At 41.7% G+C, this 24,684-nt stretch carries 23 protein-coding genes; 7 read left to right on the top strand and 16 right to left on the bottom strand.

Annotation, left to right across the window (positions count from 1 at the left end; genetic code table 11):
• Positions 1–195: 195 nt before the first annotated feature.
• The 12 genes from HY841_02730 to nuoE form a co-directional block, all read right to left on the bottom strand.
• Positions 196–2,982 carry a gliding motility-associated C-terminal domain-containing protein gene (locus HY841_02730; protein MBI4929651.1) on the bottom strand — a complete coding sequence of 929 codons (2,787 nt, stop codon included), beginning with the start codon at positions 2,980–2,982 and terminating at the stop codon, positions 196–198.
• Between the two features lie 65 nt (positions 2,983–3,047).
• Entirely contained in the window at positions 3,048–4,466 is a 1,419-nt protein-coding gene (locus tag HY841_02725; GenBank protein ID MBI4929650.1) for an NADH-quinone oxidoreductase subunit N, read from the bottom strand.
• Positions 4,467–4,544: 78 nt separating this feature from the next.
• Complete coding sequence (locus HY841_02720; protein ID MBI4929649.1) at positions 4,545–6,038, bottom strand: NADH-quinone oxidoreductase subunit M; 1,494 nt, start codon at positions 6,036–6,038, stop codon at positions 4,545–4,547.
• Positions 6,039–6,045: 7 nt separating this feature from the next.
• Entirely contained in the window at positions 6,046–7,995 is a 1,950-nt protein-coding gene (gene nuoL, locus HY841_02715) for an NADH-quinone oxidoreductase subunit L (GenBank protein ID MBI4929648.1), read from the bottom strand.
• Entirely contained in the window at positions 7,995–8,312 is a 318-nt protein-coding gene (gene nuoK / locus HY841_02710) for an NADH-quinone oxidoreductase subunit NuoK (protein MBI4929647.1), read from the bottom strand. The genes nuoL and nuoK overlap by 1 nt, the downstream gene beginning before the upstream one ends.
• Positions 8,309–8,806, bottom strand: a complete 498-nt coding sequence (locus HY841_02705; protein ID MBI4929646.1) for an NADH-quinone oxidoreductase subunit J — start codon at positions 8,804–8,806, stop codon at positions 8,309–8,311. The genes nuoK and HY841_02705 overlap by 4 nt, the downstream gene beginning before the upstream one ends.
• Positions 8,807–8,846: 40 nt before the next feature.
• Positions 8,847–9,239, bottom strand: a complete 393-nt coding sequence (locus HY841_02700; protein ID MBI4929645.1) for a four helix bundle protein — start codon at positions 9,237–9,239, stop codon at positions 8,847–8,849.
• Between the two features lie 51 nt (positions 9,240–9,290).
• Positions 9,291–9,866 carry an NADH-quinone oxidoreductase subunit I gene (locus HY841_02695; protein ID MBI4929644.1) on the bottom strand — a complete coding sequence of 192 codons (576 nt, stop codon included), beginning with the start codon at positions 9,864–9,866 and terminating at the stop codon, positions 9,291–9,293.
• Between the two features lie 4 nt (positions 9,867–9,870).
• Entirely contained in the window at positions 9,871–10,917 is a 1,047-nt protein-coding gene (nuoH, locus tag HY841_02690; protein MBI4929643.1) for an NADH-quinone oxidoreductase subunit NuoH, read from the bottom strand.
• On the bottom strand, positions 10,918–11,937 hold the full coding sequence (locus HY841_02685; protein ID MBI4929642.1) for a (2Fe-2S)-binding protein: 1,020 nt from the start codon (positions 11,935–11,937) through the stop codon (positions 10,918–10,920).
• Positions 11,938–11,941: 4 nt separating this feature from the next.
• The gene (nuoF, locus tag HY841_02680; GenBank protein MBI4929641.1) at positions 11,942–13,282 is read right to left on the bottom strand and encodes an NADH-quinone oxidoreductase subunit NuoF; all 1,341 of its coding nucleotides are present in this window, start codon (positions 13,280–13,282) and stop codon (positions 11,942–11,944) included.
• Positions 13,282–13,905, bottom strand: a complete 624-nt coding sequence (nuoE, locus tag HY841_02675; GenBank protein MBI4929640.1) for an NADH-quinone oxidoreductase subunit NuoE — start codon at positions 13,903–13,905, stop codon at positions 13,282–13,284. Before nuoE ends, nuoF begins: the two co-directional genes overlap by 1 nt.
• Before the next feature lie 65 nt (positions 13,906–13,970).
• On the opposite strand from nuoE, the gene HY841_02670 reads away from it, so the two are divergent.
• The 7 genes from HY841_02670 (at position 13,971) to HY841_02640 (ending at position 22,365) form a co-directional block, all read left to right on the top strand.
• On the top strand, positions 13,971–14,162 hold the full coding sequence (locus tag HY841_02670) for a hypothetical protein (GenBank protein ID MBI4929639.1): 192 nt from the start codon (positions 13,971–13,973) through the stop codon (positions 14,160–14,162).
• A gap of 70 nt (positions 14,163–14,232) precedes the next feature.
• Positions 14,233–17,679: an isoleucine--tRNA ligase gene (locus HY841_02665; protein MBI4929638.1), complete on the top strand. Its 3,447-nt coding sequence runs from the start codon at positions 14,233–14,235 to the stop codon at positions 17,677–17,679.
• 470 nt (positions 17,680–18,149) lie between these two features.
• Positions 18,150–18,599: a TraR/DksA family transcriptional regulator gene (locus HY841_02660; GenBank protein MBI4929637.1), complete on the top strand. Its 450-nt coding sequence runs from the start codon at positions 18,150–18,152 to the stop codon at positions 18,597–18,599.
• Positions 18,600–18,652: 53 nt separating this feature from the next.
• Positions 18,653–19,378 carry a lipoprotein signal peptidase gene (locus tag HY841_02655; GenBank protein MBI4929636.1) on the top strand — a complete coding sequence of 242 codons (726 nt, stop codon included), beginning with the start codon at positions 18,653–18,655 and terminating at the stop codon, positions 19,376–19,378.
• A gap of 35 nt (positions 19,379–19,413) precedes the next feature.
• Positions 19,414–20,046 (top strand): ribonuclease H family protein, encoded by a 633-nt coding sequence (locus tag HY841_02650; GenBank protein ID MBI4929635.1) that lies wholly within the window; start codon positions 19,414–19,416, stop codon positions 20,044–20,046.
• Between the two features lie 116 nt (positions 20,047–20,162).
• Positions 20,163–21,059, top strand: a complete 897-nt coding sequence (locus HY841_02645) for a hypothetical protein (protein ID MBI4929634.1) — start codon at positions 20,163–20,165, stop codon at positions 21,057–21,059.
• A gap of 4 nt (positions 21,060–21,063) precedes the next feature.
• Positions 21,064–22,365 carry a hypothetical protein gene (locus tag HY841_02640; protein ID MBI4929633.1) on the top strand — a complete coding sequence of 434 codons (1,302 nt, stop codon included), beginning with the start codon at positions 21,064–21,066 and terminating at the stop codon, positions 22,363–22,365.
• Between the two features lie 49 nt (positions 22,366–22,414).
• On the opposite strand, the gene HY841_02635 is transcribed toward HY841_02640, so the two are convergent.
• The 4 genes from HY841_02635 to HY841_02620 all read right to left on the bottom strand — a co-directional run bounded on the left by HY841_02635 (position 22,415) and on the right by HY841_02620 (position 24,506).
• The gene (locus tag HY841_02635; protein MBI4929632.1) at positions 22,415–22,759 is read right to left on the bottom strand and encodes a helix-turn-helix transcriptional regulator; all 345 of its coding nucleotides are present in this window, start codon (positions 22,757–22,759) and stop codon (positions 22,415–22,417) included.
• Between the two features lie 112 nt (positions 22,760–22,871).
• On the bottom strand, positions 22,872–23,042 hold the full coding sequence (locus HY841_02630; GenBank protein MBI4929631.1) for a hypothetical protein: 171 nt from the start codon (positions 23,040–23,042) through the stop codon (positions 22,872–22,874).
• Positions 23,043–23,267: 225 nt separating this feature from the next.
• A complete protein-coding gene (gene tatA / locus HY841_02625) occupies positions 23,268–23,438 on the bottom strand; it encodes a twin-arginine translocase TatA/TatE family subunit (GenBank protein ID MBI4929630.1) in 171 nt (56 codons plus the stop codon).
• Positions 23,439–23,726: 288 nt separating this feature from the next.
• Positions 23,727–24,506 (bottom strand): superoxide dismutase, encoded by a 780-nt coding sequence (locus tag HY841_02620; protein ID MBI4929629.1) that lies wholly within the window; start codon positions 24,504–24,506, stop codon positions 23,727–23,729.
• Positions 24,507–24,684 lie beyond the last annotated feature (178 nt).

Here is a 24,684-nt window from a genome sequence, read left to right as displayed (position 1 = left end):
TTTCTTTCATAATTCATTTTATGCCACAAAAACACAAAGACACAAAATTTCACAAAAGAATTTTTAGTGTTTCTTTCGTGTTTTAGTGATTTAGTGGCAGATATTTTTTTCTTATTTGAATTATGAAAGATGTCTAATAAACCTATCACCAACTCATGAAACAATCCCAAGCTTCGGGCTGGAAATGCGTAATGATTATCTTACCAAACTGATATTTCCATTTTTAATTATTTGTTCACCGCTGGTGAGAGTTGCTTCTAGGTGGTAAACGAATGTTGCTGCGCTCATGAGTTTGTTATTGTACATTCCGTTCCAGCAGATTTTCTGATCCGATGTTTCAAATACTTGTTCTCCCCAGCGGTTGTAAATAGTAAGGTGCATCGATGCAATGCAGTTGCCCATCACACATTCCATATCATTTTCCAGATCATTGTTCGGAGAAAATGCGTTGGGAATATATAATGCTCCGCAGGGAACATCCACGTTGATGGTAATGCAGGCGCTGTCTGTACAATTGTTTGAATCTGTAACCACCACGCAGTAAATAGTGGTTTGTAATGGCGTTGCTGTTGGGTTAGCGCAGGTAGTGCAGCTAAGTCCTTTTGAAGGAAACCATTGGTAGGTTCCGCCTCCGCTGGCAGTAAGTGTTGTGCTTCCGCCAACTCCAATGCTTGTTACAGTTGAAGTAGCCGCAGCTGTAGGACCCAGTATTTGTGTTACACTCACGGTTTGTGTTTGAGTGCATCCGCTAGCATCTGTTACTGTTGCCGTATAATTCCCTGCGCCAAGTCCTGTAGCGGTTTGTGCAGTTTGTCCGTTATTCCAATTATAAGAATAAGGAGAAGTTCCATTGCTGGGATTTGCTGTGGCGGTTCCGTTATTGGAAGTGCACCCTGCTTGTGTGGAAGAAACTGTTAAACTGAAAGAGGGGTTGGAAGTTACAGTAACAGTTTGAGTATTCGTACATCCGTTTGCATCAGTGACTGTTGCCGTATAATTCCCCGCGCCAAGTCCTGTAGCGGTTTGTGCAGTTTGTCCAATATTCCAATTATAAGAATAAGGAGAAGTTCCATTGCTGGGATTTGCTGTGGCAGTTCCATTACTGGAAGTGCATCCGGCTTGGGTAGATGATATAGTTACAGTTAATGTATTATTGGATGTTACGGTTGTCGTTTGCGTTTGTGTGCAACCATTAGCGTCTGCAACAATAACTGAATACGTTCCGGCAACAAGTCCTGTGGCTGTTTGAGAAGTTTGTGCAGAAGGATTCCATAAATAAGTATATCCTCCTGTTCCTCCCGAAGCGTTCGCAGTAGCAGTTCCGGTATTGCCGCTGCATGAAACAGATGTTGAACTTGCCGTGAGCAAAATAGCTGAAGGTTGGGTAATGGTAACTGATTGTGTGGTGGTGCATCCATTCGAATCGGTAACAGTTACTGAATAATTTCCCGCAGGAAAATTTGTTACTGCTGAAGTGGTTTGTCCGCTTGTCCAGTTATAAGTAAATGGATTTGTTCCTCCGCTCATCGAAGCAGTTGCAGCGCCCGTGCTGCCGCCATTGCACAAAACATTTGTCTGAGAAGTAATGGTAACGGTTCCTCCGCTTGAACTGTTGATGGTAGCAGTTGCGGTAGTGGTGCATCCGTTTGCATCCGTAACCGTTGCCGTATAATTTCCTGCTGAAAGATTTGTAGCGGAAGAAGTTGTCTGTCCGCCCGGGTTCCAGTTGTAAGTATAAGTTGGCGTGCCTCCGTTTGCATTCACACTGGCTGATCCGCCATTTCCGCAGGAAGCGGATGTTGCTGTTGCAGAGGATGTGAGAGCGGTGGGCTGGGTGATGGTAACCGTTGCTGTTGTGGTTGTGCTCGCAGCATCAGTTACAACAACAGAATAAGTTCCAACACAAAGTCCGGTTATTGCGCTTGTGCTTTGCCCACCGCTCCAGTTATACGTGTATGGTAATGTTCCATTCGTAGCTGTGACTGTAGATGTTCCTGTACACTGCCCGTTGCAAAGAGGGTTTTGTGAAGAGATGCCGGCACTTAGCACAGTGTTGCAGCATGCAGCATTGGGACAAAATTCCCAGAAATCCTGAAAGTAGGATACCATAAAATTATCTGATCCTGTTCCGATATATCCCTTGCATCCAATGGAAAAACCACTGGCAGCAAACCTTACGGGTGCCGGAACATTTGTTTGTGGTGTCCAGGTATTTGTTGCCTGATCCCATTCATAAAAATCCTGAAACCCTGTCAAAGACCCGGTAGATCCTGTTCCAATATATCCCTTGTTGCCTATAGAAAATCCTACGGCTAAATATCTGCCGGCTCCCGGAAAGTTAGCCATTTGCGCCCATGTATTGCTCGCTTGATCCCATTCCCATAAATCAGTAAGAGCGCTTCCTGTTCCAATATATCCTTTGGTGCCTATAGAAAATCCCACTCCTTCATACCTGCCGACAGGAATATTTGCTTTCTGTGTCCATGTATTTGTTGCCTGGTCCCACTCCCATAAATCATTTGGTGCACTAGTTCCCGTGCCTATGTATCCTTTTGTTCCAATGGAGAAAGACGAAGCACCTTCTCTTCCGGGTCCGCCCACATTTGATTTTTGTGTCCAGGTATTTGTTGGCTGATCCCATTCCCAGAAATCATTTACCTGTCCGGATGCTGTGTTTCCTGTTCCAATATATCCCTTAGTTCCTATGGCGAATCCAACGGGCTCCCATCTGGCCGTTCCCGGCAGACTGGCTTTTTGTGTCCAGACGTTGCTCCCCTGATCCCATTCCCAGAACACCTGGGAATATTGAGAACCAGCCGTTGATCCAAGTCCGAAATATCCTTTTGTTCCTATTGAAAAACCTACAGGAAAATCCATAGGTGCTCCGCCATAGTTTGCCTTTTGCGTCCACGTGCCTTGGGAAAAAAGATTTACCGAACAGCAAATGAAAAATAAAAATGCAAAAAGGGATTTTGTTTTCACGATACAAAGATAAACAACAGAAAGAGAAAGTCAATTTTAAAACCCGTAGAATAATATTCAACGGGTTAAATCAACCTGATAACCAAATCAGGAAACAATCCCAGCGCGAGTGAAAGGAGGATGGTGATGATGAGAACGATCTTAGTACCCCACCCAACCTCTCCGAATGGGAGGAGATTTTCTCCCCCTTCGGGGGAGATAGAAGAGGGGGCTGTGCTATACATCGTAATAATAACCCTGAAATAATAATACACTCCAATCAGCGAGCCGAGCACAGCGATGAGGACGATCCAGAGATAACCGCTTTGCAATGCGGAGGAGAATAAATAATATTTTCCGAAGAAGCCGGCAAGAGGAGGAATTCCCGCAAGTGAAAGCATGGCAATCGTCATAGCAAAAGCGAGGAAAGGGTTTTTCTTCGCCAGCCCGCTGAACGAATCAAAAGTAACTGCTCCAAAATTATTTTCAATGATTGCTAAAACAGTAAATGCACCAATCGTTGCCACCGAATAAGAGGCTGAATAATACAGCACCGCTCCCGCAGAAAAATTATTCATAGAGAGAATGGCAAGCGTCAGATATCCCGCGTGGGAAATGCTGGAGTAGGCAAGCATGCGCTTCACGCTGCTTTGATAAACAGCAGTGATGTTTCCGAGAAGAATGGTGGCGCCTGCCATCACCCACACCACATTCACCCACACATTTCCGAGATTCGCGAAGCAGAGGAACAAACGAAGGAAGGCGGCAAACGCGGCAGTCTTCACAATGCTTGCCATGAACGCGGTCACCTGCGTGGGCGAACCTTCATATACATCGGGCGCCCAGAAATGAAACGGCACGGCAGATGCTTTGAAAGAAATTCCGATGAGCATGAAAAGAATTCCGCCTGAAAGCAAAATCCACTGCGAATCGCTCGGTCTCGCCTGCGATGGAACAGGAGGAGTGAGATAAGTTTGAATCGTGTGCAAATCAAAAGTTCCGAAACAGCCGTAGAGCAGTGCAATTCCGAAAAGCAAAAATCCTGAAGCGAAGGCGCCCATCAGAAAATATTTCAGCGCGGCTTCGTTGGAAGCGAGATTATTTTTTTTGCTTCCTGCCAGAACATACAGCGGAATGGAAAGTATTTCCACTCCGATGAACAGCATCACCATGTTGGAATACGAAACAATAAGGACTGCGCCAATCAGAGAGAAAATTGCGAGAGAAGATTTATCGGTAAGATGTTCGTCAGAAAAAAAACTTTGAGAAGAAAGAAGCCAGAGGAAAACTGTTCCGCAGAGGACGATGGAGAAAAGCAGCGCATAATTATCAAACGTGAGCATGTTGTGGTAGTAGTGGATATTAGTGTTCCAGTCATACACCGCAGCGCCAATCGCTCCAAGCAGACCAATCAGAATGAGCGGAAGTAAAAACTTTTTAAAACGGAATATCTCCGCAAGCAGGGCAAGCACTCCAACAGCTGAAAGTATTTCTATCGTTTTCATTTTTCTTTATTGTCATTCCGAGCGTTTCGCGAGGCATCTCATCATTAGGAGATTCCTCACTTTGTTCGGAATGACAGGTTATTCCATAATTGGTTTTACCAGTTCAATAATTTTCATCAATGATGGTTCAGCAATATCCAAAAGCGGTTTCGGGTAAACGCCCATCACAAAAATCAAGAGCACTATCGGAATCAAAACTGCTTTTTCGTTGAAAGATAAATCCGTGAAAGTGGATGTAAGCGGATTTATTTCCCCTAGCATTGTTTTTTGGTAACTGCGAAGCATGTATACCGCTCCGAGGATTACGCTGAGTCCTGCAATTCCCGCTATGTATGCATCGTATTGATACAATCCGTTGAGGAGCAGAAATTCTCCTATGAAACCGTTGGTGATAGGCAGAGCGACACTTCCAAGAAGTACAATCATGAATGTGGTAGCGAATGCGGGAGCGATGTTGCGAATTCCTCCGAGATGGGAAATTTCATTTGTCTTGTTTCGGTTGAAAAGAATATCTGCAACAAAAAACAATCCGACCACATTTATTCCGTGCGCGAGCATCTGCATAAGTCCGCCTTGCAATCCTTGTATGTTGAGAGAAAATATTCCTGCGGAAATTAATCCCACGTGCGCTATGGATGAATAGGCGATCAGCCGCTTGAAATTTTTCTGCATGATGGCGATGATGGAAGCATAAAGAATGCCGATGACAGAAAGAATGATGGCGGTGTTTCCCCAGTGTTCAACTCCTGCAGGAACGAGAGGAAGCAGCCAGCGGATGAGTCCGTACGTTCCCATCTTCAGCATGATTCCTGAAAGAAGCATAGTGCCTTGCGTTGGCGCAGTTACATACGTATCGGGCTGCCATGTGTGAAACGGAAACACAGGCATCTTGATGGCAAACGCGATGAACATTGCCCAGAAAATCCAGGTTTGTTCAGCGGGAGAAAGATTTGCGCCAGCGGTGTAAAGCGCCTGAATATCAAATGTTCGTGTGACGGCTTCTCCGTTTTCTAAAATGATATTATCGGTATGCAGATAAACGTAGATGAGAGCAACGAGCATCAATAAACTGCCTGTCAGGGTATAGACAAAAAATTTGAACGTGATTCGTGAATTGTTTTCGCTTGTTCCCCATCTCAAACAGATGAACCAGATAGGAATCAGCGCGAGTTCCCAGAAGATGTAAAATAAAAATCCATCCATCGAGGTGAAAACTCCAACGAGTGCTGACTGCATTAATAGGATCAGGAAATAAAAAGAATTTGCATTGTTGACTTCGCGGTTAAACGAAGAAAGAATTATCAGCGGAACCAAAATATTTGTGAGAAGCACCAGCAGAATGCTGATTCCATCCATCGCCACTTTGAAATGTATGCCGAGGGATTGAATCCAGGCAATGTCGCACATGAATTGCGCATCAGCACCATGTTTGAATTGTGTGAGCGAAAAAACAGTAATGCCTAACTCAACAATTGCAGCAAGGAAAGCGATTCTCTTCGCCTGCTCGTTGTTCGTGATAAGCACGAGCAATCCTGCGAGGAGTGGAAAGGCTATGAGTATTGCTGTCAGCATATTTTCTTTATATCAATTTCCAAAACAAAATCAAAATAATCCCAATTACCATAGCAAAAATGTAAAAACCAATATGTCCTGTCTGTATCAATCTTGCCTGTGTGCTTGTCCAGGTAACACCTTCGCCAACAAAATTTACAATTCGGTCAATGAATTTCAGTTCTATGAACTTGTGCAGTTTTTCAGAAAGCCAGTCGGTGGGCTTCATAAAAAGTTTTGCATAGAGCTCGTCTGCATAATATTTGTTGTAAATAGTTTTCTGAACAGAATTCACCGCCACGGAATCTGCAGGAGGAATGGTTTGCTTCTTCACAAAATTTATCCATGCAAAATAAATGGTAGCTCCTACTGCCGCCACGGTCACGCCAATCAGCATAAGTTCGGTGGAGTGAGAGAGATGTTTGCCGATCATTTTGAAATCGGATGCAGAGAAAACAGGTTCCAGAAATTCTTTCAGTAAATGTTTTCCTCCGAATACTTCAGGAATTCCAATTAATCCACCAACGACAGCAAGCACCGCAAGTATCATCAGCGGAATCGTCATTGTCTTTGGCGATTCGTGCAAATGATGTTCCTGTTTTTCTGTTCCTCTGAATTTTCCGAAGAAAGTCAGGTAAAATAATCTGAACATATAAAACGCAGTAAGCAGCGAACCCAATACACCGAGGAACCAGAAAAATTTATTGTACTCAAATGCGTGTCCGAGAATTTCATCCTTGGAAAAGAATCCTGCGAAAGGAGGAATTCCAGCTATGGCAATCGTGGCAATTAAAAATGTGAGATAAGTTTTCGGCAGGTGTTTTTTCAGTCCGCCCATGTTGCGGATATCCTGCTCACCACCCATTGCGTGGATTACGCTTCCTGCTCCGAGAAACAATAATGCTTTGAAGAACGCGTGCGTAGTAACATGAAACACCGCGCCCGTGTATGCTCCAACACCAAGTCCGAGAAACATAAATCCAAGCTGACTTACGGTGGAATAGGCAAGGACTTTTTTAATATCGTTCTGAAATAAACCGATTGTGGCAGCAAAGAGTGCGGTGAACAAACCAACCCCTGCGACAATATCCATTGAAATAGGAGCTAGCGTGTAAAGAATATTTGAACGTGCAATCATATAAATACCTGCGGTCACCATTGTTGCCGCATGGATGAGCGCTGAAACAGGAGTGGGGCCGGCCATCGCATCGGGAAGCCATGTATATAAAGGTATCTGCGCACTCTTTCCGGTTGCACCGACAAAAAGTAAAAGCGTGATGGCGATGATTACCGGCTGACTGGATGGAAATGAATTTGCTGTATCAAACACTTCGCTGTAACGAACGCTTCCGAAAGTTACATAGATAAGAATAATGCCGAGGAGAAATCCTAAATCGCCAATGCGATTCATGATGAATGCTTTGTTCGCGGCTTTGTTGTACTCGGTGTTCTTGAACCAGAAACCGATGAGCAGGTAAGAGCAAAGTCCAACGCCTTCCCAACCAACAAACATGGTGAGGTAGCTGTCGCCCAACACGAGCAGCAGCATGAAGAATACAAAAAGATTTAAGTGTGCGAAGAATCGCGCGAATGCAGGATCATCGTGCATGTAGCCGACCGAATAAACATGAATGAGAAATCCTACACCTGTAATGATGAGAAGAAACCAAACTGAAAGAGGATCAACAAGAAAAGAAAAATCAGCGGTGAAATTCCCTGCATGAATCCAGTCAAAGAGTTTCACAGTATAGAATTGAGAATTAATAAAATTGCTCCCAACTCCGAATGCTTTTCCTGCAATTTCATCTCCAAGTATTTCCCAGAAGATTGCAACGGAAAGAACTAATGATAAAAAAATTGTTCCGCAGCCGATAATCCCAACCATTGTTTTGGAAATATTTTTTCCGAACAAACCGATGACGATGAATCCGATAAGCGGAAACAAAGGAACCAGCCATATATAATTTCCAATATTCATCATCCTTTCAGTTTATTCATCACATCAATATCAGTCGAACCTGTATTTCTATAAATCATTACCAATATTGCTAATCCAACTGCAACTTCCGCTGCGGCAACTACCATCACAAAGAATACAAATACTTGTCCTGCCGGATCATTCCAATAGGATGAAAATGCAACCAGCAAAAGATTTACCGCGTTCAGCATTAATTCAACCGACATGAAAATTATTATTGCGTTTCTGCGGAACAAAACCCCCATCACGCCAATGCAAAACAGCACTGTACTCAGTAGTATGTAATGGTTGATGTGTATGGTTTGTATCGCACTCATTTAATGTCTCTTTTTCCCAACATTACTGCTCCAACCATAGCCGCAAGAAAAAGCAACGAAGCCGTTTCAAAAGGCAATAAAAACTGATTGAACAAAACTTTTCCGAGATTTTTTACAAGACCCATCTCTGCGTCTGTTGTTACCGGTGCAGGTAGAGCAGTTGTTCCTCTCAGAGCGGCAACTAATACGATGAGCAAAAGACCGGCAGAAATTACAGCAGCAAATTTTACGAGATTACTTTTATGTGGTTCTGCTTCTTTATTCAGGTTCAGAAGCATGATGACAAACAAAAACAAAACCATGATGGCGCCTGCATACACAATAATATGTACAGCCGCAAGGAACTGTGCGTTCAGTAAAATATAGTGACCTGCAATTGCAAAAAAAGTAATGACTAGATACAAAACGCTGTGTATAGGATTTTTTTCAAGAATCACCATCAGCCCGCAGAGAATTGCGAGGAAAGAAAGGAAGTAAAATAAATATATAGTCATAAATTCAAAGTAGGCAGTAAGCAATAGGCAGTAGGCAAAATCAATTCAATGATTTTTCATTTTGCCGAACATACTTTTCAGGATTCTCAATCATGTGATTAAGCATCCTTCCTATTTCTTCTGACCTTGTTAAATAATTTTCATATTTATCTTTTATTATGTATTCACATGCCAAGACGAAATCAAGCCAAACTTGTGTTTCGCTATTTTCCATATCTGCATCTGTTGCTTTACTTACGAAATGCGCCTCATATTTTCTTTTTCTGTACCCTTCGCCAATGTTTGAGCAAACCGAACGGGATGATCTCCTGATTTGCGAAGTCAACCCATATTTTTCTTCATCTGGAAACTTTTTTGTTTCACGAAAAATATCCATAGCAAGTGCAAATGCTTTTTTGTAAACTGTCAAATCTCTAAAACTACTACTTTTCATTTTTTACTTTCTATTTGTATTTGCTTGCCTACTGCCTACTGCATTTTTTGCCTACTTATTATGTTGTAATTCTTTATTCTTCTTGAATTCTAAAACTTCTTTTGTTTGTCGTTTTGAAATATCAACTCGTTTGTTTTCTTCCATGGGCTCTACCAGCAAATCTTTCCCGTAAACAAAACGCTGGCGCAAAGAATCGGAAGGAACAAGCCTGTCCGTAAGAAAGATTGATTCTTTCGGGCATGCTTCTTCGCAATCACCGCAAAAAATGCAACGCAGCATATTAATTTCGTAAACACTGGCGTATTTTTCTTCACGATACAATTTTTCTTCTCCGGGTTTTCGTTCTGCGGCTGTCATTGTTATGGCTTCGGCAGGACAGGCAACGGCACAAAGCCCGCAGGCAGTGCAGCGCTCGGCCCCGTTTTCATCTCGCTTAAGAACATGCATTCCTCTGTAAAGAGGTGCAAAAGGGCGTTTCATTTCGGGATACTGAAATGTATGTTTCTTTCTGAAGAAGTGTCCTAAGGTGATCATCATGCCGCCCAAAATTGCAGGGAGATAAATTCTCTCCATCAAGGTCATTTCCTTGTTGCTTACTACTTTACTTCTATTTGTCAGCACCTGCATTGTTCTACTTGAAAAAGTAATTATAGATTTCGTGACGGCACATTGTTACTCCGGTTATCGCAATATTCAAAATAGCAAGTGGAATCAAACCTTTCCATCCCAGATTCATCAGTTGGTCATAGCGGAAACGCGGAAGAGTCCATCGTACCCACATGAAAACAAAAATGAAGAAACATATTTTGCAGAAAAAGAAAAATGTTCCGAGCAACGCAAGCATATTCGGATCATGAACAAACCGGCCGAGGAACGGCATGTTGTATCCGCCAAAATAAAGTGTGGCAATTATGGCAGAAGAAATAAACATATTGGTGTATTCGGCAAAAAGATAAAATCCGAGTTTCATGGAAGAATATTCGGTATGATAACCACCAATCAATTCGCTTTCGCATTCAGGAAGATCAAAAGGAGCGCGGTTGGTTTCGGCAAAAGCGCAGATGATGAAAATTAAAAATCCTAACGGCTGATATAAAATATTCCAGTGCCAGCCATTCTGCTGAGCGGAAATCTCGCCAATGCTCAAAGTTCCCGTGGTCATAATGAGCGCAATGATTGAAAGCCCAAGCGCTACTTCATAAGAAATCATTTGAGAGGAAGCACGCAGCGCGCCAAGCAGTGCGAATTTATTATTGGAAGCCCAGCCGCCAATCATAATTCCGTAAACTCCAACTGAAGTAACACTTAGCAGATAAAGAATTCCGATGTTCACATCCGCAACCTGCAAAGAATATTGATGACCGGCAATTGTCAGCGAAGTTCCCCAGGGAACTACTGCGCCCGTCATCAAAGCAGTGAACATGGCAAGGGAAGGTCCAAGGATGAAAAGAAATTTATTGGAAACGTCAGGAATCATTTCCTCTTTCATGAACATTTTCACGCCATCGGCAATAGGCTGAAAGATGCCGAACCATCCGGCACGGTTTGGTCCGAGGCGGTCTTGTATAAAACCAGCAATCTTTCTTTCCGCATACGTGGAATACATCGCTGCGACCAGCGTAATGCAAAAGATGATAACTACAAGAATTGCTTTATATATAATGTATTCGAGCATTATCTACTGATTATTTGGATTCATAGCACCATGTCCAAGTGCATATTTATTGCCATTTAAATTTTTCTGTTGTTTTGTAATATCTGTTTTCAGATTCTCCAAAGCTTTTGATGTTTCATAATGATTAGCTGAAATCACGGAATGATGGTTAACCGGAGAGGTCGTTTCAATTACCCAATCGTTTGTTTTCTTGTGGTCAAATCTGCAGGAGTTGCAAATCCACCCTTCCACTTCCCCGTATTTATCTTTTCTGGCAGTAACACGAAGAACTTCTTCGCCTTTGTACCACAAGCGTACTTTCCCACAACACTTATCGCAGTTTCTGTGCGCGTCAACAGGTTTTGTAAACCACACTCGGCTTTTGAATCGGAAAGTTCTGTCGGTGAGTGCTCCAACCGGACAAACATCAATCATATTTCCGCTCATATCATTATCAACTGCATGTTGAATGAAGGTTGAAATTTCGGCTACATCGCCTCTGTTCATCACACCGTGCACTCTGCCCGGGCAAAGCTGCTCGGCAACTTTCACACAGCGGTAACATAAAATGCACCGCGTCATGTGAAGTTTGATATTATCTCCTATGTCAATTTTAGCAAACTCCCTGCGCTTGAATTCATAACGGGTTTTCATTTTTCCGTGCTCATAACCCAAATCCTGTAAATGACATTCACCTGCCTGGTCGCAGATAGGGCAATCAAGAGGATGATTGACCAAAAGAAATTCCACCACACCGGCTCTTGCTTCTACTACTTCGGGTGAAGTGATGTTTTCAACCACCATTCCGTCCATCACAGTTTGACGGCAGGAAGGAACCAGTTTCGGCATAGGGCGCGGATCTTTAGCCGAGCCTTGCGCAACTTTCACCAAACATGTTCTGCAGTAACCTCCACTTGTTTTCAGTTTGGAATAATAGCACATGGCAGGCGGAACAATTTCTCCACCGATCATGCGAGCGGCATTGAGAATCGTTGTCCCGTCAGGAACTTCGATTGATTTGCCGTCTATGGTGACTTTCGCCATTTAATTATGCCGGTTGCAAATTATTTAATCTGTAATAATGTTTTACATCAATCATATTCTTCCCCTTCTTCACATATTCTTCAAACTCAGGTCTGAAATGTCGGATAGCCGCAGCCACAGGCCATGCAGCAGCTTCACCCAGCGGGCAAATTGTTTTGCCTTCAATTTTTCCCTGTATATCCCAAAGCAGGTCAATATCTTTTGTCTGAGCGTGACCTTCAATAAATTTATGCAGAACTTTTTCCATCCATCCTGTTCCTTCTCGGCAAGGGGAACATTGTCCGCAGCTTTCATGATGATAAAAGCGCGTGAAATTCCAGAGGTTTTTTACTATGCTCGTGTCTTCGTCCATTACAATGAAACCTCCTGAACCGAGCATCGTTCCTGTTTGGAATCCACCATCGGAAAGCGATTCGTAAGACATTAATCTTGGTTCGCCTTTCGCGGTTTTCAAAATTAATTCTGTTGGAAGGATTGGCACAGAAGAACCTCCTGCCACTACCGCTTTCAGTTTTTTCCCGTTACGGATTCCTCCGCAATATTTATCCGAGTAAATAAATTCTTCCACGGGAACTCCGAGTTCGATTTCGTAAACTCCCGGTTTATTAATATGTCCCGAAGCGGAAATTAATTTTGTTCCTGTTGATTTCCCGATTCCAATCTTTGCGTATTCATCTCCGCCATTATTGATAATCCAGGGGACATTAGCAAGTGTTTCTACATTATTAACTACAGTCGGACATCCATACAGACCAACTACAGCAGGAAACGGAGGTTTGATTCTTGGGTTTCCTCTTTTGCCTTCCAGCGATTCAATCAATCCTGTTTCTTCTCCGCAGATGTAGGCGCCTGCACCGCAGTGAACGAATAAATCTAAATCATAACCACTTCCCAAAATATTTTTTCCGAGATATCCTGCATCGTATGCTTCCTGAATTGCTTTTTCGAGGATATGATACACATACATCATTTCTCCTCTTATATATATGTATGAAGTATTAGCGCCAAGTGCAAAAGAAGAAATAATCATTCCCTCAACGAGAATGTGCGGTTTCTTTTCCATCAAATAACGGTCTTTGAAAGTTCCGGGCTCTGATTCATCGGCATTGCACACCAAATAGCGCGGAACTCCCGGAGGTTTCGCAATAAAGCTCCATTTCATTCCCATGGGAAACCCTGCACCGCCTCTGCCGCGAATGCCCGATTTTTTCACTTCCTCCACAATCTCTTCGGGCTTCATCTTCAGCGCTTTTTCAAGCGATGAATATCCGCCATGCGCCTTGTAGCCGGCAAGTGTGTTAATGCCTTCTTTATCTAAGTCGTTTATGAGAATCTGCCTGCTCATTATTGGTGGATATCCGTATGGTTTTTTACTCTTTCTTTTCTGAAATGAGAAATCTGCTCACCTTTGTTTTTATAATTGTCTAAGATATCTTCGCACTTTTCGAAAGTTAATCTTTCGTGATACGTTTCACCGATTTGCATCATTGGTGCTGTTCCGCAGGAAGCAAGGCATTCCACAGTTTTTAAAGTAAACATTCCATCGGGAGTTGTTTGTCCTGCTTTAATTCCAAGTTTCTTCTCGATGAACTTTACCAGATCCTCTGCGCCCATGAGCCAGCAAGGTCCAGTACGGCAAACTTCAATAACGCACTTGCCAACTGGTTTTAAATTAAACATCGAATAAAACGAAGCTACTTCATACACTTCTATGGGTTGAATTTTCAGAAGCATTGCCACATAATCCATCACGGGCACACTGAGCCATCCGTCAAATTCAGTTTGCGCAATGTGTAGGATGGGAAGAATGGCAGATTTCTGCTTTCCCTCCGGATAGCGCTTCATGATTTTATGAGCGAGGGAAAGAGCTTCGTCAGAAAATTTTATTTGCTTGCTTGCCACAAATTTTTCCGTGTGATGGCGGCAAATGTATATATTTCTAAATGCCAAAAATAAGATTCTCGTCATATTTTTGGTTTTACATAATGGCTGATAATCCTATCTTTGCAACCCTTTAATAAAATATATTTCAAATGGAAAAAGATACTAACGAAGCGAAAAAAACCGCACAGAAAGTCGGAGGGCTTCTCTTTGTCGGCTGCATGTTCCTCGGAATGGCAGCAGGGTGGTATTTTCACAACCTGAACATCGGTTTATTTGGAGGCATGGGACTTGGATTTATTATGATGGCGGTTGTGTGGATGTCTGCGACAAATAAAAAATGATTCATTATAATACTTATGATATAAGTAGTGGAATACAATCCACTATTCGATTTTATAACAAAGTTTAGTAATAGTGAGTAAATACCCCGAATACAAAAATCTCAACCTTCCTCAAATCGGAAAAGAAATTCTCGATTGGTGGGAGAAGGAAAAGATTTTTGAGAAAAGCGTTTCTACTCGTGAAGGTGCTGAGCCGTTCGTTTTTTATGAAGGACCTCCTTCAGCTAACGGAATGCCCGGCATACATCACGTGATGGCGCGTGCGATAAAGGATATTTTTTGTCGTTATCAAACTCTGAAAGGAAAACAGGTAAAACGCAAAGCCGGATGGGACACGCACGGACTTCCGATAGAACTTGCGATTGAAAAAACTTTAGGAATCACGAAAGAAGACATCGGCAAAAAAATTTCTATTGAAGATTATAACAAAGCATGCAGAAAAGAAGTGATGAAATACCAGGACAAATGGGAAGAAGTTACGCGCATGATGGGCTATTGGGTGGATATGAAACATCCGTACGTTACGTATGAGAACAATTACATTGAAAGTGTTTGGTGGCTGTTGAAAGAACTTTACAACAAGAAGCTTTTATATAAAGGTTACACTATTCAGCCGTATTCTCCTGCAGCAGGAACGGGATTGAGTACGCACGAGTTAAATCAGCCGGGATGTTACAGGAATGTGAGAGATACTACAGCTGTGGCGATGTTTAAGGTATCTGAAAATTCAAAAGATATACTAGAAGAACTAATCAAAGGATGTGGTGAGCGATTTGGTCCGAATGATATTTATCTGTTAGCATGGACAACCACTCCATGGACCCTTCCTTCAAATACTGCACTTGCTGTAGGAACCAAGATTGATTATGTAGCAGTGAAAACTGTAAATCAATATTCGAAGAAGGAAGCTGTAGTGATTCTCGCAAGTGCACTTCGCGATAAATATTTCGGTGACGGAAAATCAAAACTCCCTGTTGGGGAAGATGTGGCAACTTTTAAAGGAAAAGATTTGGAAGGAATTTCATACGAACAGCTTCTCCCTTTCGCTCAACCCAAAGACGGAGAAGCTTTCAAAGTAGTATGCGGAGATTTTGTTACTACTGAAGACGGAACAGGCATCGTACACATCGCTCCGAGTTTTGGTGCGGATGACTTTCGTGTAGCAAAACAGAATGGAATCGGTTCGCTTACTCTCGTTGACAGACGTGGAAAGTTTTTACCCGAAGTGAAAGATGATATTTTCCTTTATGGAGATGAATATGTGAAGGCGGAATATCTTAGCGATGAAGAAAAGAAGATAGAATTTCAGAAGCAGAAAAAAATTCTTGAAGCGAAAAGGAAAATCAAAGAGCTGAAAGAATATCTGAGCGTAGATGAACGTATTGTGTTGAAACTTCAGGAAGAAGGAAAACTTTTCAAGAAAGAAAAATACGAACATACTTATCCGCATTGCTGGAGAACCGATAAGCCTATTTTATATTATCCGCTCGACAGTTGGTTTGTGAAAGTGACAGCGATGAAAGACAGAATGATTGAACTCAATAAAACCATCAACTGGAAACCCGAACACACCGGTACAGGAAGATTCGGAGAGTGGCTGAATAATTTACAGGATTGGAATTTATCGCGCTCGCGCTTCTGGGGAATTCCGCTTCCCATCTGGAGAGAGAGCCCATTCCCAACCCTTCCCGATGGGAAGGGAGAAGAAATTTGTATTGGTTCGGTGGAAGAACTGAGAAAAGAAATAGATAAATCTGTAGCTCTTGGATTCATGAAAGACAACCCATTGAGGAAAAAGGATTTTGATTTGCATAAACCTTATGCCGATGAAATTATTCTGGCTTCTTCCAAAGGAAAGAAAATGTTTCGTGAAGCAGATCTGATAGATGTTTGGTTTGATAGTGGAGCTATGCCGTATGCACAACATCATTTTCCTTTTGAGAATAAAAATTTATTTCCCCTCCCCTTTGGGGAGGGAAAGGGAGGGGCTTCTTTCCCTGCTGATTTCATTGCAGAAGGAGTTGACCAAACAAGAGGATGGTTTTACACACTTCACGCTATTGCGGCTTTGTGTTTTGATTCCGTTGCGTATAAAAATGTAGTAAGCAACGGTCTGGTGCTTGACAAGAACGGGAACAAAATGAGCAAGCGCCTCGGCAATGCAGCTGATCCATTTTCCACGCTTGAAAAATACGGTCCTGATGCAGTGCGTTGGTACATGGTTACCAATGCGGATCCATGGGACAATTTGAAATTCGACCTTGAAGGAGTTGCTGAAAAGCAAAGAAGTTTTTTTGGAACACTTTACAATACTTATGCTTTCTTCGCTCTATATGCAAACATTGACAATTTTGCTTTTGTAGAAAAAGAAATTCCGCTGAAAAACAAATCGGAAATTGACCGCTGGATTTTATCTGAACTTAATTCACTTGTCAAAGTTGTTGATGAAAGTTACAGCAGTTACGAACCGACAAAAGCAGGACGCGCTATCGAGACTTTTGTGGATGAACATTTAAGTAACTGGTATGTTCGTTTGAGCAGAAGAAGATTCTGGAAAGGAGATTATTCTCAGGACAAAATTTCTGCTTATCAGACTTTGTATCGCTGTTTGGAAGTTGTTGCTCAATTGGCATCTCCTATCGCTCCTTTCTTCTCTGATAAATTGTTCAAGGATTTAAATGATGTAACAAAGAAACAAAATTCTGAAAGCGTTCACCTGAGCATTTTCCCCAAAGCGGATGAAACTGTAATTGATAAACCGCTGGAAGAGCGAATGGAAATGGCACAGAAGATTTCTTCCATGATTCTTTCCATCCGCAAAAAAGAAAACATAAGAGTAAGACAGCCATTAAATAAAATTCAGATACCTGTTTTGGATGAATCGAATAAAAAGAAAATCGAAGCTGTGAAAGATTTAATCCTTTCGGAAGTGAATGTGAAAGCGATTGAGTTTGTGGATGAATCGACAACACTAATTGTTAAAAGCTTGAAGTTGAATTTTAAAACGCTTGGAAAAAAATGCGGAAAGGACATGAAAGAAGTTCAGCAATATGCCAATGCTAATGCCCCGGAGATCATATCTTCAATAGAAAAAACTGGTAAGATTGATATTGGTATAAACGGTGCTAACTACACCCTTCAAAATGAAGATGTGGAGATTATCCCAGTTGACATTCCCGGCTGGAAAGTGGCAAACAGTGGTTCGCTTACTGTTGCGCTTGACATCACTATTACTCCACAATTAAGAGAAGAAGGTATTGCCCGTGAGATAGTAAATCGCATTCAGAATCTACGAAAAGAGAACAAATTTGAGGTCACGGATAGGATAGATGTAAGGGTGAAAAACCATCCTAAAATTAATTCCGCCATTATTAATAATTTAGATTACATTCGCGCGGAAATTTTAGCAAATGCGTTTGAAATCGTAAATGAGATTAATGGAAACGGAGTTGAGATTGAGGTGGATGATGAGATAAAAACAATGGTCGCGATAGACCGCATCAAACAATTAAACTAATTCTTATTACCATGGCAAAAGCAAAGAAAAAACTGAGCAAATCGAAATCCCGCAACACGGGAGTAAAAGCCAAAGCAAAAAAGATTAAGAAATCTTCAGCGAAAAAAAATAAAAAAGCTGCTAAGAAAAAAGTAGCTAAGAAGGTTGCTAAGAAAAAAGTTGCTAAGAAAAGAATCGTAACTAAGAAAAAAGCCGCGAAGAAAAAAACTGTAGCGAAGAAAAAAGTTGTGAAGAAGGTTAAAAAAGTAAAAGCAAAAAAAGCAGGTAAAAAAGCATTTGCGAAAGTAAAACCAATTTCCAGAAAAGAAGAAAAAGTTGTAAAGCCTGTGATAGTGGCAAAGCATGCTCCTGTTAAATCTGAAGTAGTAAAGCCTGTTAAAGAAGTTAAGAAAACAAAAGAAGAATTAGCTGAAGAGCGTGAGTTGAATGGAGAAGAAACATATTCATGGGACAGCGGTACTTTTTCCGATATGAAAAATTATGAACCCATACCTGTGTTCAGAAAACCCGAACCTCCGCAGCCAAAATTTAAGGGAAAAAAAGATAACCGCACACGTTATTCCGATAAGGAACTGGAAGAGTTCAAGAACATCATTCACGAAAAATTAGCAGAGGCAGAAAAAGATTATGATCTTTTGAAAAATACACTGGCTCACCGTGATGAACACGGAACGGATGATACTTCTCCAACTTTCAAAGTGCTGGAAGATGGCTCTGATGCAATGTCGCGGGAAGAAATTGCGCAACTTGCCGCACGTCAGGAAAAACATATTCAGAACCTGAAGAACGCTCTCATCCGCATTGAAAACAAAACGTATGGAATCTGTCGCGTTACAGGGAAATTAATTCCGAAAGAAAGATTGCGCAGCGTTCCACATGCTACTCTAAGCATTGAAGCGAAACTGACGCAGCATTCTTAAGAAGCCCCTCCTAAATCCTCCCCAAAGGGGAGGACTTTTTATTTGAGATATGTATGGAAAATTCAGAAGTGAATAGTGCAAAATCTGAAAGCACACAAATTCCCCTCCCTTCGGGAGGGGGGAGGGGTGGGCTAAGGGCTCTACTCATCGTTTTTCTCGTTCTTCTGATTGACCAGTTCGTTAAGATTTGGATTAAGACACACATGACTTTGGGAGATCAGATTTCTGTCATTGAAAATTTTTTTTACATCCATTTCACAGAAAATTATGGAATGGCTTTCGGGCTGGAACTGGAAGGATCTTACGGCAAATTACTTCTGAGTTTATTCCGCATTCTTGCTGTTGGCGGAATCGGATGGTATTTATACGTACTTGTAAAACAAAAAGCACACAGCGGACTCATCTTCAGCATTTCGCTCATTATGGCTGGAGCCATCGGGAATATTTTAGACAGTGCGTATTACGGATTAATTTTTTCTGAAAGCACTCCGATGGATGCAGCCATGCTTTTTCCTGAAGAGGGTGGCTACGCAGGATTTCTTCATGGAGCGGTGGTGGATATGTTTTATTTCAACTCCCATTTTGATCATGTTTTCTGGAGCGATAAACCATTTACATTTTCATTTCCCATTTTTAATATTTCCGACTCGGCAATTACCATAGGAGTAATTATTATATTTATTTTTCAGAGAAAATTTTTCAGGCATGAAAAGAAAGCCGATACCAATAACGAATCTGTTGCAAATGTTACGAATGAAGCGCCACAAAATAATTCGTAATTGGTAACATTCGTAGAAATTCGTTATTAGCAACCATGGCAAAGCCAAAGCCGAAATATTATGTAGTGTGGAAAGGAAAAGAAACAGGCGTGTTTGATTCGTGGGATAAATGCAAAAAACAAATTCAGGGATTTACGGGAGCTCAATACAAATCATTCACTTCCCTCGCTCTTGCTCACCAAGCACTCAGTAAATCTTACAACGATTTTATTGGTAAAAATGTTTTCGAATCCGAACTTTCTACCGAACAACTTGCGCGGATTGGAAAACCAATTGATGAAAGCATTTGCGTGGACGCTGCTTACAACGGAAAGGAAATGGAATACAAAGGCGTTTACACAAAGACGAAGCAGGAACTTTTCAAACTCGGACCGTTTGAAGATGCCACAAACAACATAGGAGAATTTCTCGCCATCGTGCATGCGCTCGGATATTTAAAAAAGCAAAACAGTGCCGCGCCTGTTTATTCCGATAGTTTAACTGCCATGAGTTGGGTAAAGAACAAACACGCAAAAACAAAACTTGTCATCACAAAAGAAAACCAGTCTTTATTCTATCTGATTGACCGTGCTGAAAAATGGCTTCGGTCAACTAAATACCCGAACCGATTACTCAAATGGGAAACAAAAGCATGGGGAGAAAACCCTGCGGACTTTGGGAGGAAGTGAAAGAATGCTGACCAACCTGTGTTTAATAAACTGGTCGAAAAGGAGGTAAAAGATATTTGGTTTTAAACAAAACATTAGTATTTTTGTTTCACTATCTCAGCCAAAGATTTTTTCTCATGAAAAAAATATTTACTTCCGCTGTTACGGCTGTATTTTTCTTTCTCATTTTCAGGAACGGTGATTTGTTTGCACAAAACATTTCAGTAAACACCACAGGGGCTGCCAACAGCACACTCAGCATGCTGGAGGTGCTTGAGATAACCACTACTGCTAATACAAAAGGACTGCACGTTGCGCACAGTGGAGCAATTACCGGAACCGGTTATGGTATATGGATAGAAAAAACTGGCGCATCCACTACAAACATTGCAGGTTATTTTAATGCCACAGGAGGCACAAATAATTATGCAGGCATTTTTGAAAATGGAAATGTCGGAATTGGAACAACTACACCTGCTAACAAACTTGACGTACTTCATATTTCGTCAACTGCAGGAGATAAGGCGGAAAATATTTATTTCACCACCAGCTCAGTTTCCAACCCGGGTGATTCAACATCGGCTTTGTTTGTAAGAGCCAATATAACTTCCAGCGGAAATGGTTTCGGGGGATATTTCAGAGGGGTGGGTACATCAACAGGCAACATTGCCGGAGTATTAAGCCATATTGATGGTGCCGGTTCAGGTACAAAAATAGGAATGGCAACAATGGTTTTCGGAAGCGGAAGCAAGGCGGGATATACTGCATTTATCAGCGGTTCGGGAACAGACCACTACGGTGCTGAGTTTGATGTTTCAGGAGGAACGAACAACTATGGACTTAAAGCAACTGTTGCCGGTGCGCCTTCGTATGGGATTTTTATAACCGGCTCACCAACTTTTTCAGCTTTGTTCGATCAGGGATCTGTTACAGTCAGAGACTGCGTTGCCATAGGATATAATCCTTACATCATTCCACAATATAAACTGGATGTGAACGGATATTCAAACTTTACAAGAGCCATTGCGGTTTAATGGTGTGCCCGGAACAGCAGGATATATTTTGCAGTCAAATGGTGCGAGTAGTGCACCAACATGGATTGATCCGGCTTCATATGGTTTAGTCAACTATTGGGCAGATGACGGTTTGGGAAATATTTATAATCTGAATTCTCCCAACTTTGTTGGTGTAAACATTACCACAGCCACAACCATGTTTGACGCAAGAGCTACAATTGCTAAAAGTCTGGGAGGAGGAGATCAGATAATTGGCAGATTCGGCTCTAATGATGCAGCAAATCCGTTAACGCTTGATTTGGGAATTCAAACTTCAGGTGTGGCAGCAAACCGAAACACCTACCTGCAGTCGAATGAAGGAGTCACAGTCAGAAATTTAATTTTACAGCCCAACGGAGGAAATGTGGGCGTTGGCACATCATCCAGCCCAACTTCAAAACTTTCTGTTGGAGCTTCTTCACAATTTCAGGTTAACTCAACAGGAAACATTGTAAGAATAAATAATGTTGCTTATTCTTTTCCTGCTGCCCAAGGTGCTGCATCTGCTTTTTTGCAGAACGATGGTGCTGGAAATTTAACATGGGCGGCAGGTAATAGCGGAACAGTTACTTCAGTTACCGGCACTGCTCCTATTGTTTCAAGTGGAGGCACTACGCCTGCAATTTCTCTTCAGGGAACTGCCGGTGGAGTTTTTTACGGCACAGGTGCCGGTTCTGGAATTTCTGCCGCAGGCACTGCTGGTTATCCGTTGATTTCAGGCGGAGCAGGAGCGCCCACATGGGTTTCAATACTTCCTATTGCCAACGGAGGAACAAATATCGGAACCATTGCGGGCAATGGCGCTGTGATATATTCTAACGGAACACAACACGCTTCAACAGCTGTAGGAACAGCGGGGCAGGTATTAACTTCTGCTGGCGCTGGCGCTCCGGTATGGAGTGCCGGTGGAACGGGAACAAAGATTTTACTTTATAATTGTGAAACTACTGTGTCAGCTGCTGTTGCCGCCTCTCCGGCTTCAGCATGCATGTCTTATGCTTTACCCGCAAACACCTATGCACAAATTGAGGTAGATGCAGATATTGCAGTACTTGGGAATGGATTAAATAGCACTTGGAATTTTAATATTATGTATGGAGCAGTTACAAAAAAAACAGTTGCAATGTCTTTAAATGCGGCTGATAGTAATGGCGACTCATCAGCAGGTAAACTCTCATTTGCTGGCGCACAGGCAGCAGCGGTAACCGTACAAATTAATGTTGTTAATGTTGTAGGTGCAATGACATGGTATGTATATAATATGAGAGTTTACGGAATTAAGTAAAGTTTTGAATTCTTTTCCCTGCATGCCTCCGTTGCCCGGCTTGGTTGGGCTACTTCTTCTTCATCACCAACTCCTGAATGGTTTTCAGGTAAGATATTTTTTCTTTCAGATCAGCGTTCTCTTTGCGTAATTCCACTATTTCTTTTTCTGCCGATTTGCCTGGCGATAAAAGCTCATCGCCCGGAAATTCTTTTTGCAGTTCATCCACATAAAGTTTAAAGAAATTATACCTGAGCGCTTTGCAAAGGCGCAGCAGAAACCGGTTGCTTGTTTCCTGGTTTTTCAAAACGCGCGTAACTGTGGACGCATGGCAGCCAAGCAGGCGGGCAAGCCCTGTCTTGGTTGTTCCTCTTTGAGCCATCACTTTGGCTACCTCTGCACCTATATCCGGCATGGCTGTAAATCCCGTAGGATATTATTTTTATTCATTTGATATATATTAGATGGAATTATCCAACGGGGTAAATGTATGTATTTTCTTCTGATATTAACGATTCTACTTAAATTTATTGTAACTTCCTTGCTTGCAACAGTAATTCACTTGCCTGCAACAGTAATTCACTTGCCTGCAACAGTAATTCACTTGCCTGCAACAGTAATTCACTTGCTGCAAACAGTAATTCACTTGCTGCCAATAGTAATTTTCCTGCCGCCAACAGTGATTCACTTGCCGCCAACAGTAGTTCTCTTTCATGAAACAGTCATATTCTTTCGGATATTAGTCTTACGGAGAGCAGAGTTGGTCTTACGGAGAGCAATGCAGGTCTTTCGGAAACCAATGTTAGTGTTTCAGAAGCCAATGATAGTCATTCATTGCCTAATCTAATTGTGAGAATAAGGAGGAAATCATTAATCATTGGCAAAACTAATTGCCAATGGTCATGACTTTTAATGATGGCAGTTTATTTCGGCTCTTCTTTTTTCTCTTCTGTGGTGGAGTCAACGCCTTTCTGTGCGTCTTTAAATTCCTTCATGCCCCTTCCGAGTCCGCGCATGAGTTCAGGAATTTTTTTCCCGCCAAAGAGAAGAAGAACTACAACCACAATCAGGATAATTTCCGTTGTGCCGAGCATTCCAAGTAAAATAGTTCCGGTTATCATAATGATTTATTTATAAAGCGAAGATAGGAATAAATCCCAACAATGGTTGATGGTTGATGTTTAAGGGTTGATGTATTTCCATTAGGGAACCTCTAAAAACTCAAATCACAAAAAACAAAACACAAATAATATCCAATCATCAAAATTCAAATGACCAAAACAAAGCAAAACTGTATTCGTTTCGGATTTTGGTATTTGAATTTGGAATTTATTTGTCATTTGGGATTTGTATTTTGGGATTTTAGAGATGCCCATTAACCATTAGCCATTAAACATTTTTCCTGCTTCATCCCAGTTTACAATATTCCACCAACCTGCAACGTAATCTGCGCGTTTATTCTGGTACTTGAGATAATAAGCGTGTTCCCAAACATCCAGCCCGATTATCGGATTTCCTTTTAGTTCTGAAACATCCATCAACGGATTATCCTGATTAGGAGTGGAACCAATTTCAAGTTTTCCATCTTTGTTTATCACGAGCCAAGCCCATCCGGAGCCAAATACTTTCGTTGACGTTTCAGAAAATTTTGTTTTGAAATTGGCGAATGAATCGAAAGTTGATTTGATGGCATCGCCCAATTTTCCTGATGGCTCATTTTGGTTTATTGGCGAAAGCACAGAACCTGTGTTTGGTTTCATCCCTTTCCAAAACATGGAATGATTGTAATGCCCGCCTCCGTTGTTTCGAACCGCCACAGGATACTTTGAAATATTTTTACAAATATCATCCAGAGAAACTCCGCTCACTTTTGCATCTGCTACTGCTTTGTTGAGTTTGTCAACGTATGCCTGATGATGTTTGTCGTGATGCAGTTCCATGGTTTGCTTGTCAATGAACGGTTCAAGCGCATCGTAGGCATAGGGGAGAAGAGGAAGCGTGAACATATTATCTTCTGGAATTCCGGATTCTCCGAAAGGGATATTTCGGTCAACTTCAAAATTATTTTCCCTTCCAAAAGATTTACTGATGAGCGCTAGCCCGGCACCGGCAAGAGCAACTTTTTTCAAAAACTCCCTGCGATCGTTGTTTTCTTTTTTCATAAATAGACATTATTCAGATTAAGATGTTATATCCACGATTTTCAACACAGAGTTCACAGAGTTTAATGAGTTTCACAGAGCAGAACTCTCTGTGTAACTCTCGTATGTTTGCGAAATTAAATAAACTAGTGCAACTAAAAGAAAAAAAGAGTGAGAGCAATATGCGTTACAAAACAAC

Source organism: Bacteroidota bacterium, from assembly GCA_016213405.1.
Taxonomy (GTDB): domain Bacteria; phylum Bacteroidota; class Bacteroidia; order Palsa-948; family Palsa-948; genus Palsa-948.
The sequence above is the reverse complement of the archived record's forward strand: the minus strand, read 5'-3'. Positions and strand labels throughout refer to the sequence as shown.

Bases quoted from the DNA above. Each gene is read 5' to 3' on its own strand.
- HY841_02635 (MBI4929632.1), bottom strand. From the start codon at position 22,759: ATGCCGGATATAGGTGCAGAGGTAGCCAAAGTGATGGCTCAAAGAGGA.
- HY841_02700 (MBI4929645.1), bottom strand. From the start codon at position 9,239: ATGAAAAGTAGTAGTTTTAGAGATTTGACAGTTTACAAAAAAGCATTT.
- nuoE (MBI4929640.1), bottom strand. From the start codon at position 13,905: ATGACGAGAATCTTATTTTTGGCATTTAGAAATATATACATTTGCCGC.
- HY841_02695 (MBI4929644.1), bottom strand. From the start codon at position 9,866: ATGCAGGTGCTGACAAATAGAAGTAAAGTAGTAAGCAACAAGGAAATG.
- HY841_02685 (MBI4929642.1), bottom strand. From the start codon at position 11,937: ATGGCGAAAGTCACCATAGACGGCAAATCAATCGAAGTTCCTGACGGG.
- HY841_02725 (MBI4929650.1), bottom strand. From the start codon at position 4,466: ATGAAAACGATAGAAATACTTTCAGCTGTTGGAGTGCTTGCCCTGCTT.
- HY841_02650 (MBI4929635.1), top strand. From the start codon at position 19,414: ATGGCAAAGCCAAAGCCGAAATATTATGTAGTGTGGAAAGGAAAAGAA.
- tatA (MBI4929630.1), bottom strand. From the start codon at position 23,438: ATGCTCGGCACAACGGAAATTATCCTGATTGTGGTTGTAGTTCTTCTT.
- nuoL (MBI4929648.1), bottom strand. From the start codon at position 7,995: ATGAATATTGGAAATTATATATGGCTGGTTCCTTTGTTTCCGCTTATC.
- HY841_02645 (MBI4929634.1), top strand. From the start codon at position 20,163: ATGAAAAAAATATTTACTTCCGCTGTTACGGCTGTATTTTTCTTTCTC.
- HY841_02655 (MBI4929636.1), top strand. From the start codon at position 18,653: ATGGAAAATTCAGAAGTGAATAGTGCAAAATCTGAAAGCACACAAATT.
- HY841_02670 (MBI4929639.1), top strand. From the start codon at position 13,971: ATGGAAAAAGATACTAACGAAGCGAAAAAAACCGCACAGAAAGTCGGA.
- HY841_02620 (MBI4929629.1), bottom strand. From the start codon at position 24,506: ATGAAAAAAGAAAACAACGATCGCAGGGAGTTTTTGAAAAAAGTTGCT.
- nuoF (MBI4929641.1), bottom strand. From the start codon at position 13,282: ATGAGCAGGCAGATTCTCATAAACGACTTAGATAAAGAAGGCATTAAC.
- HY841_02720 (MBI4929649.1), bottom strand. From the start codon at position 6,038: ATGCTGACAGCAATACTCATAGCCTTTCCACTCCTCGCAGGATTGCTC.
- HY841_02660 (MBI4929637.1), top strand. From the start codon at position 18,150: ATGAAAAATTATGAACCCATACCTGTGTTCAGAAAACCCGAACCTCCG.
- HY841_02705 (MBI4929646.1), bottom strand. From the start codon at position 8,806: ATGACTATATATTTATTTTACTTCCTTTCTTTCCTCGCAATTCTCTGC.
- nuoK (MBI4929647.1), bottom strand. From the start codon at position 8,312: ATGAGTGCGATACAAACCATACACATCAACCATTACATACTACTGAGT.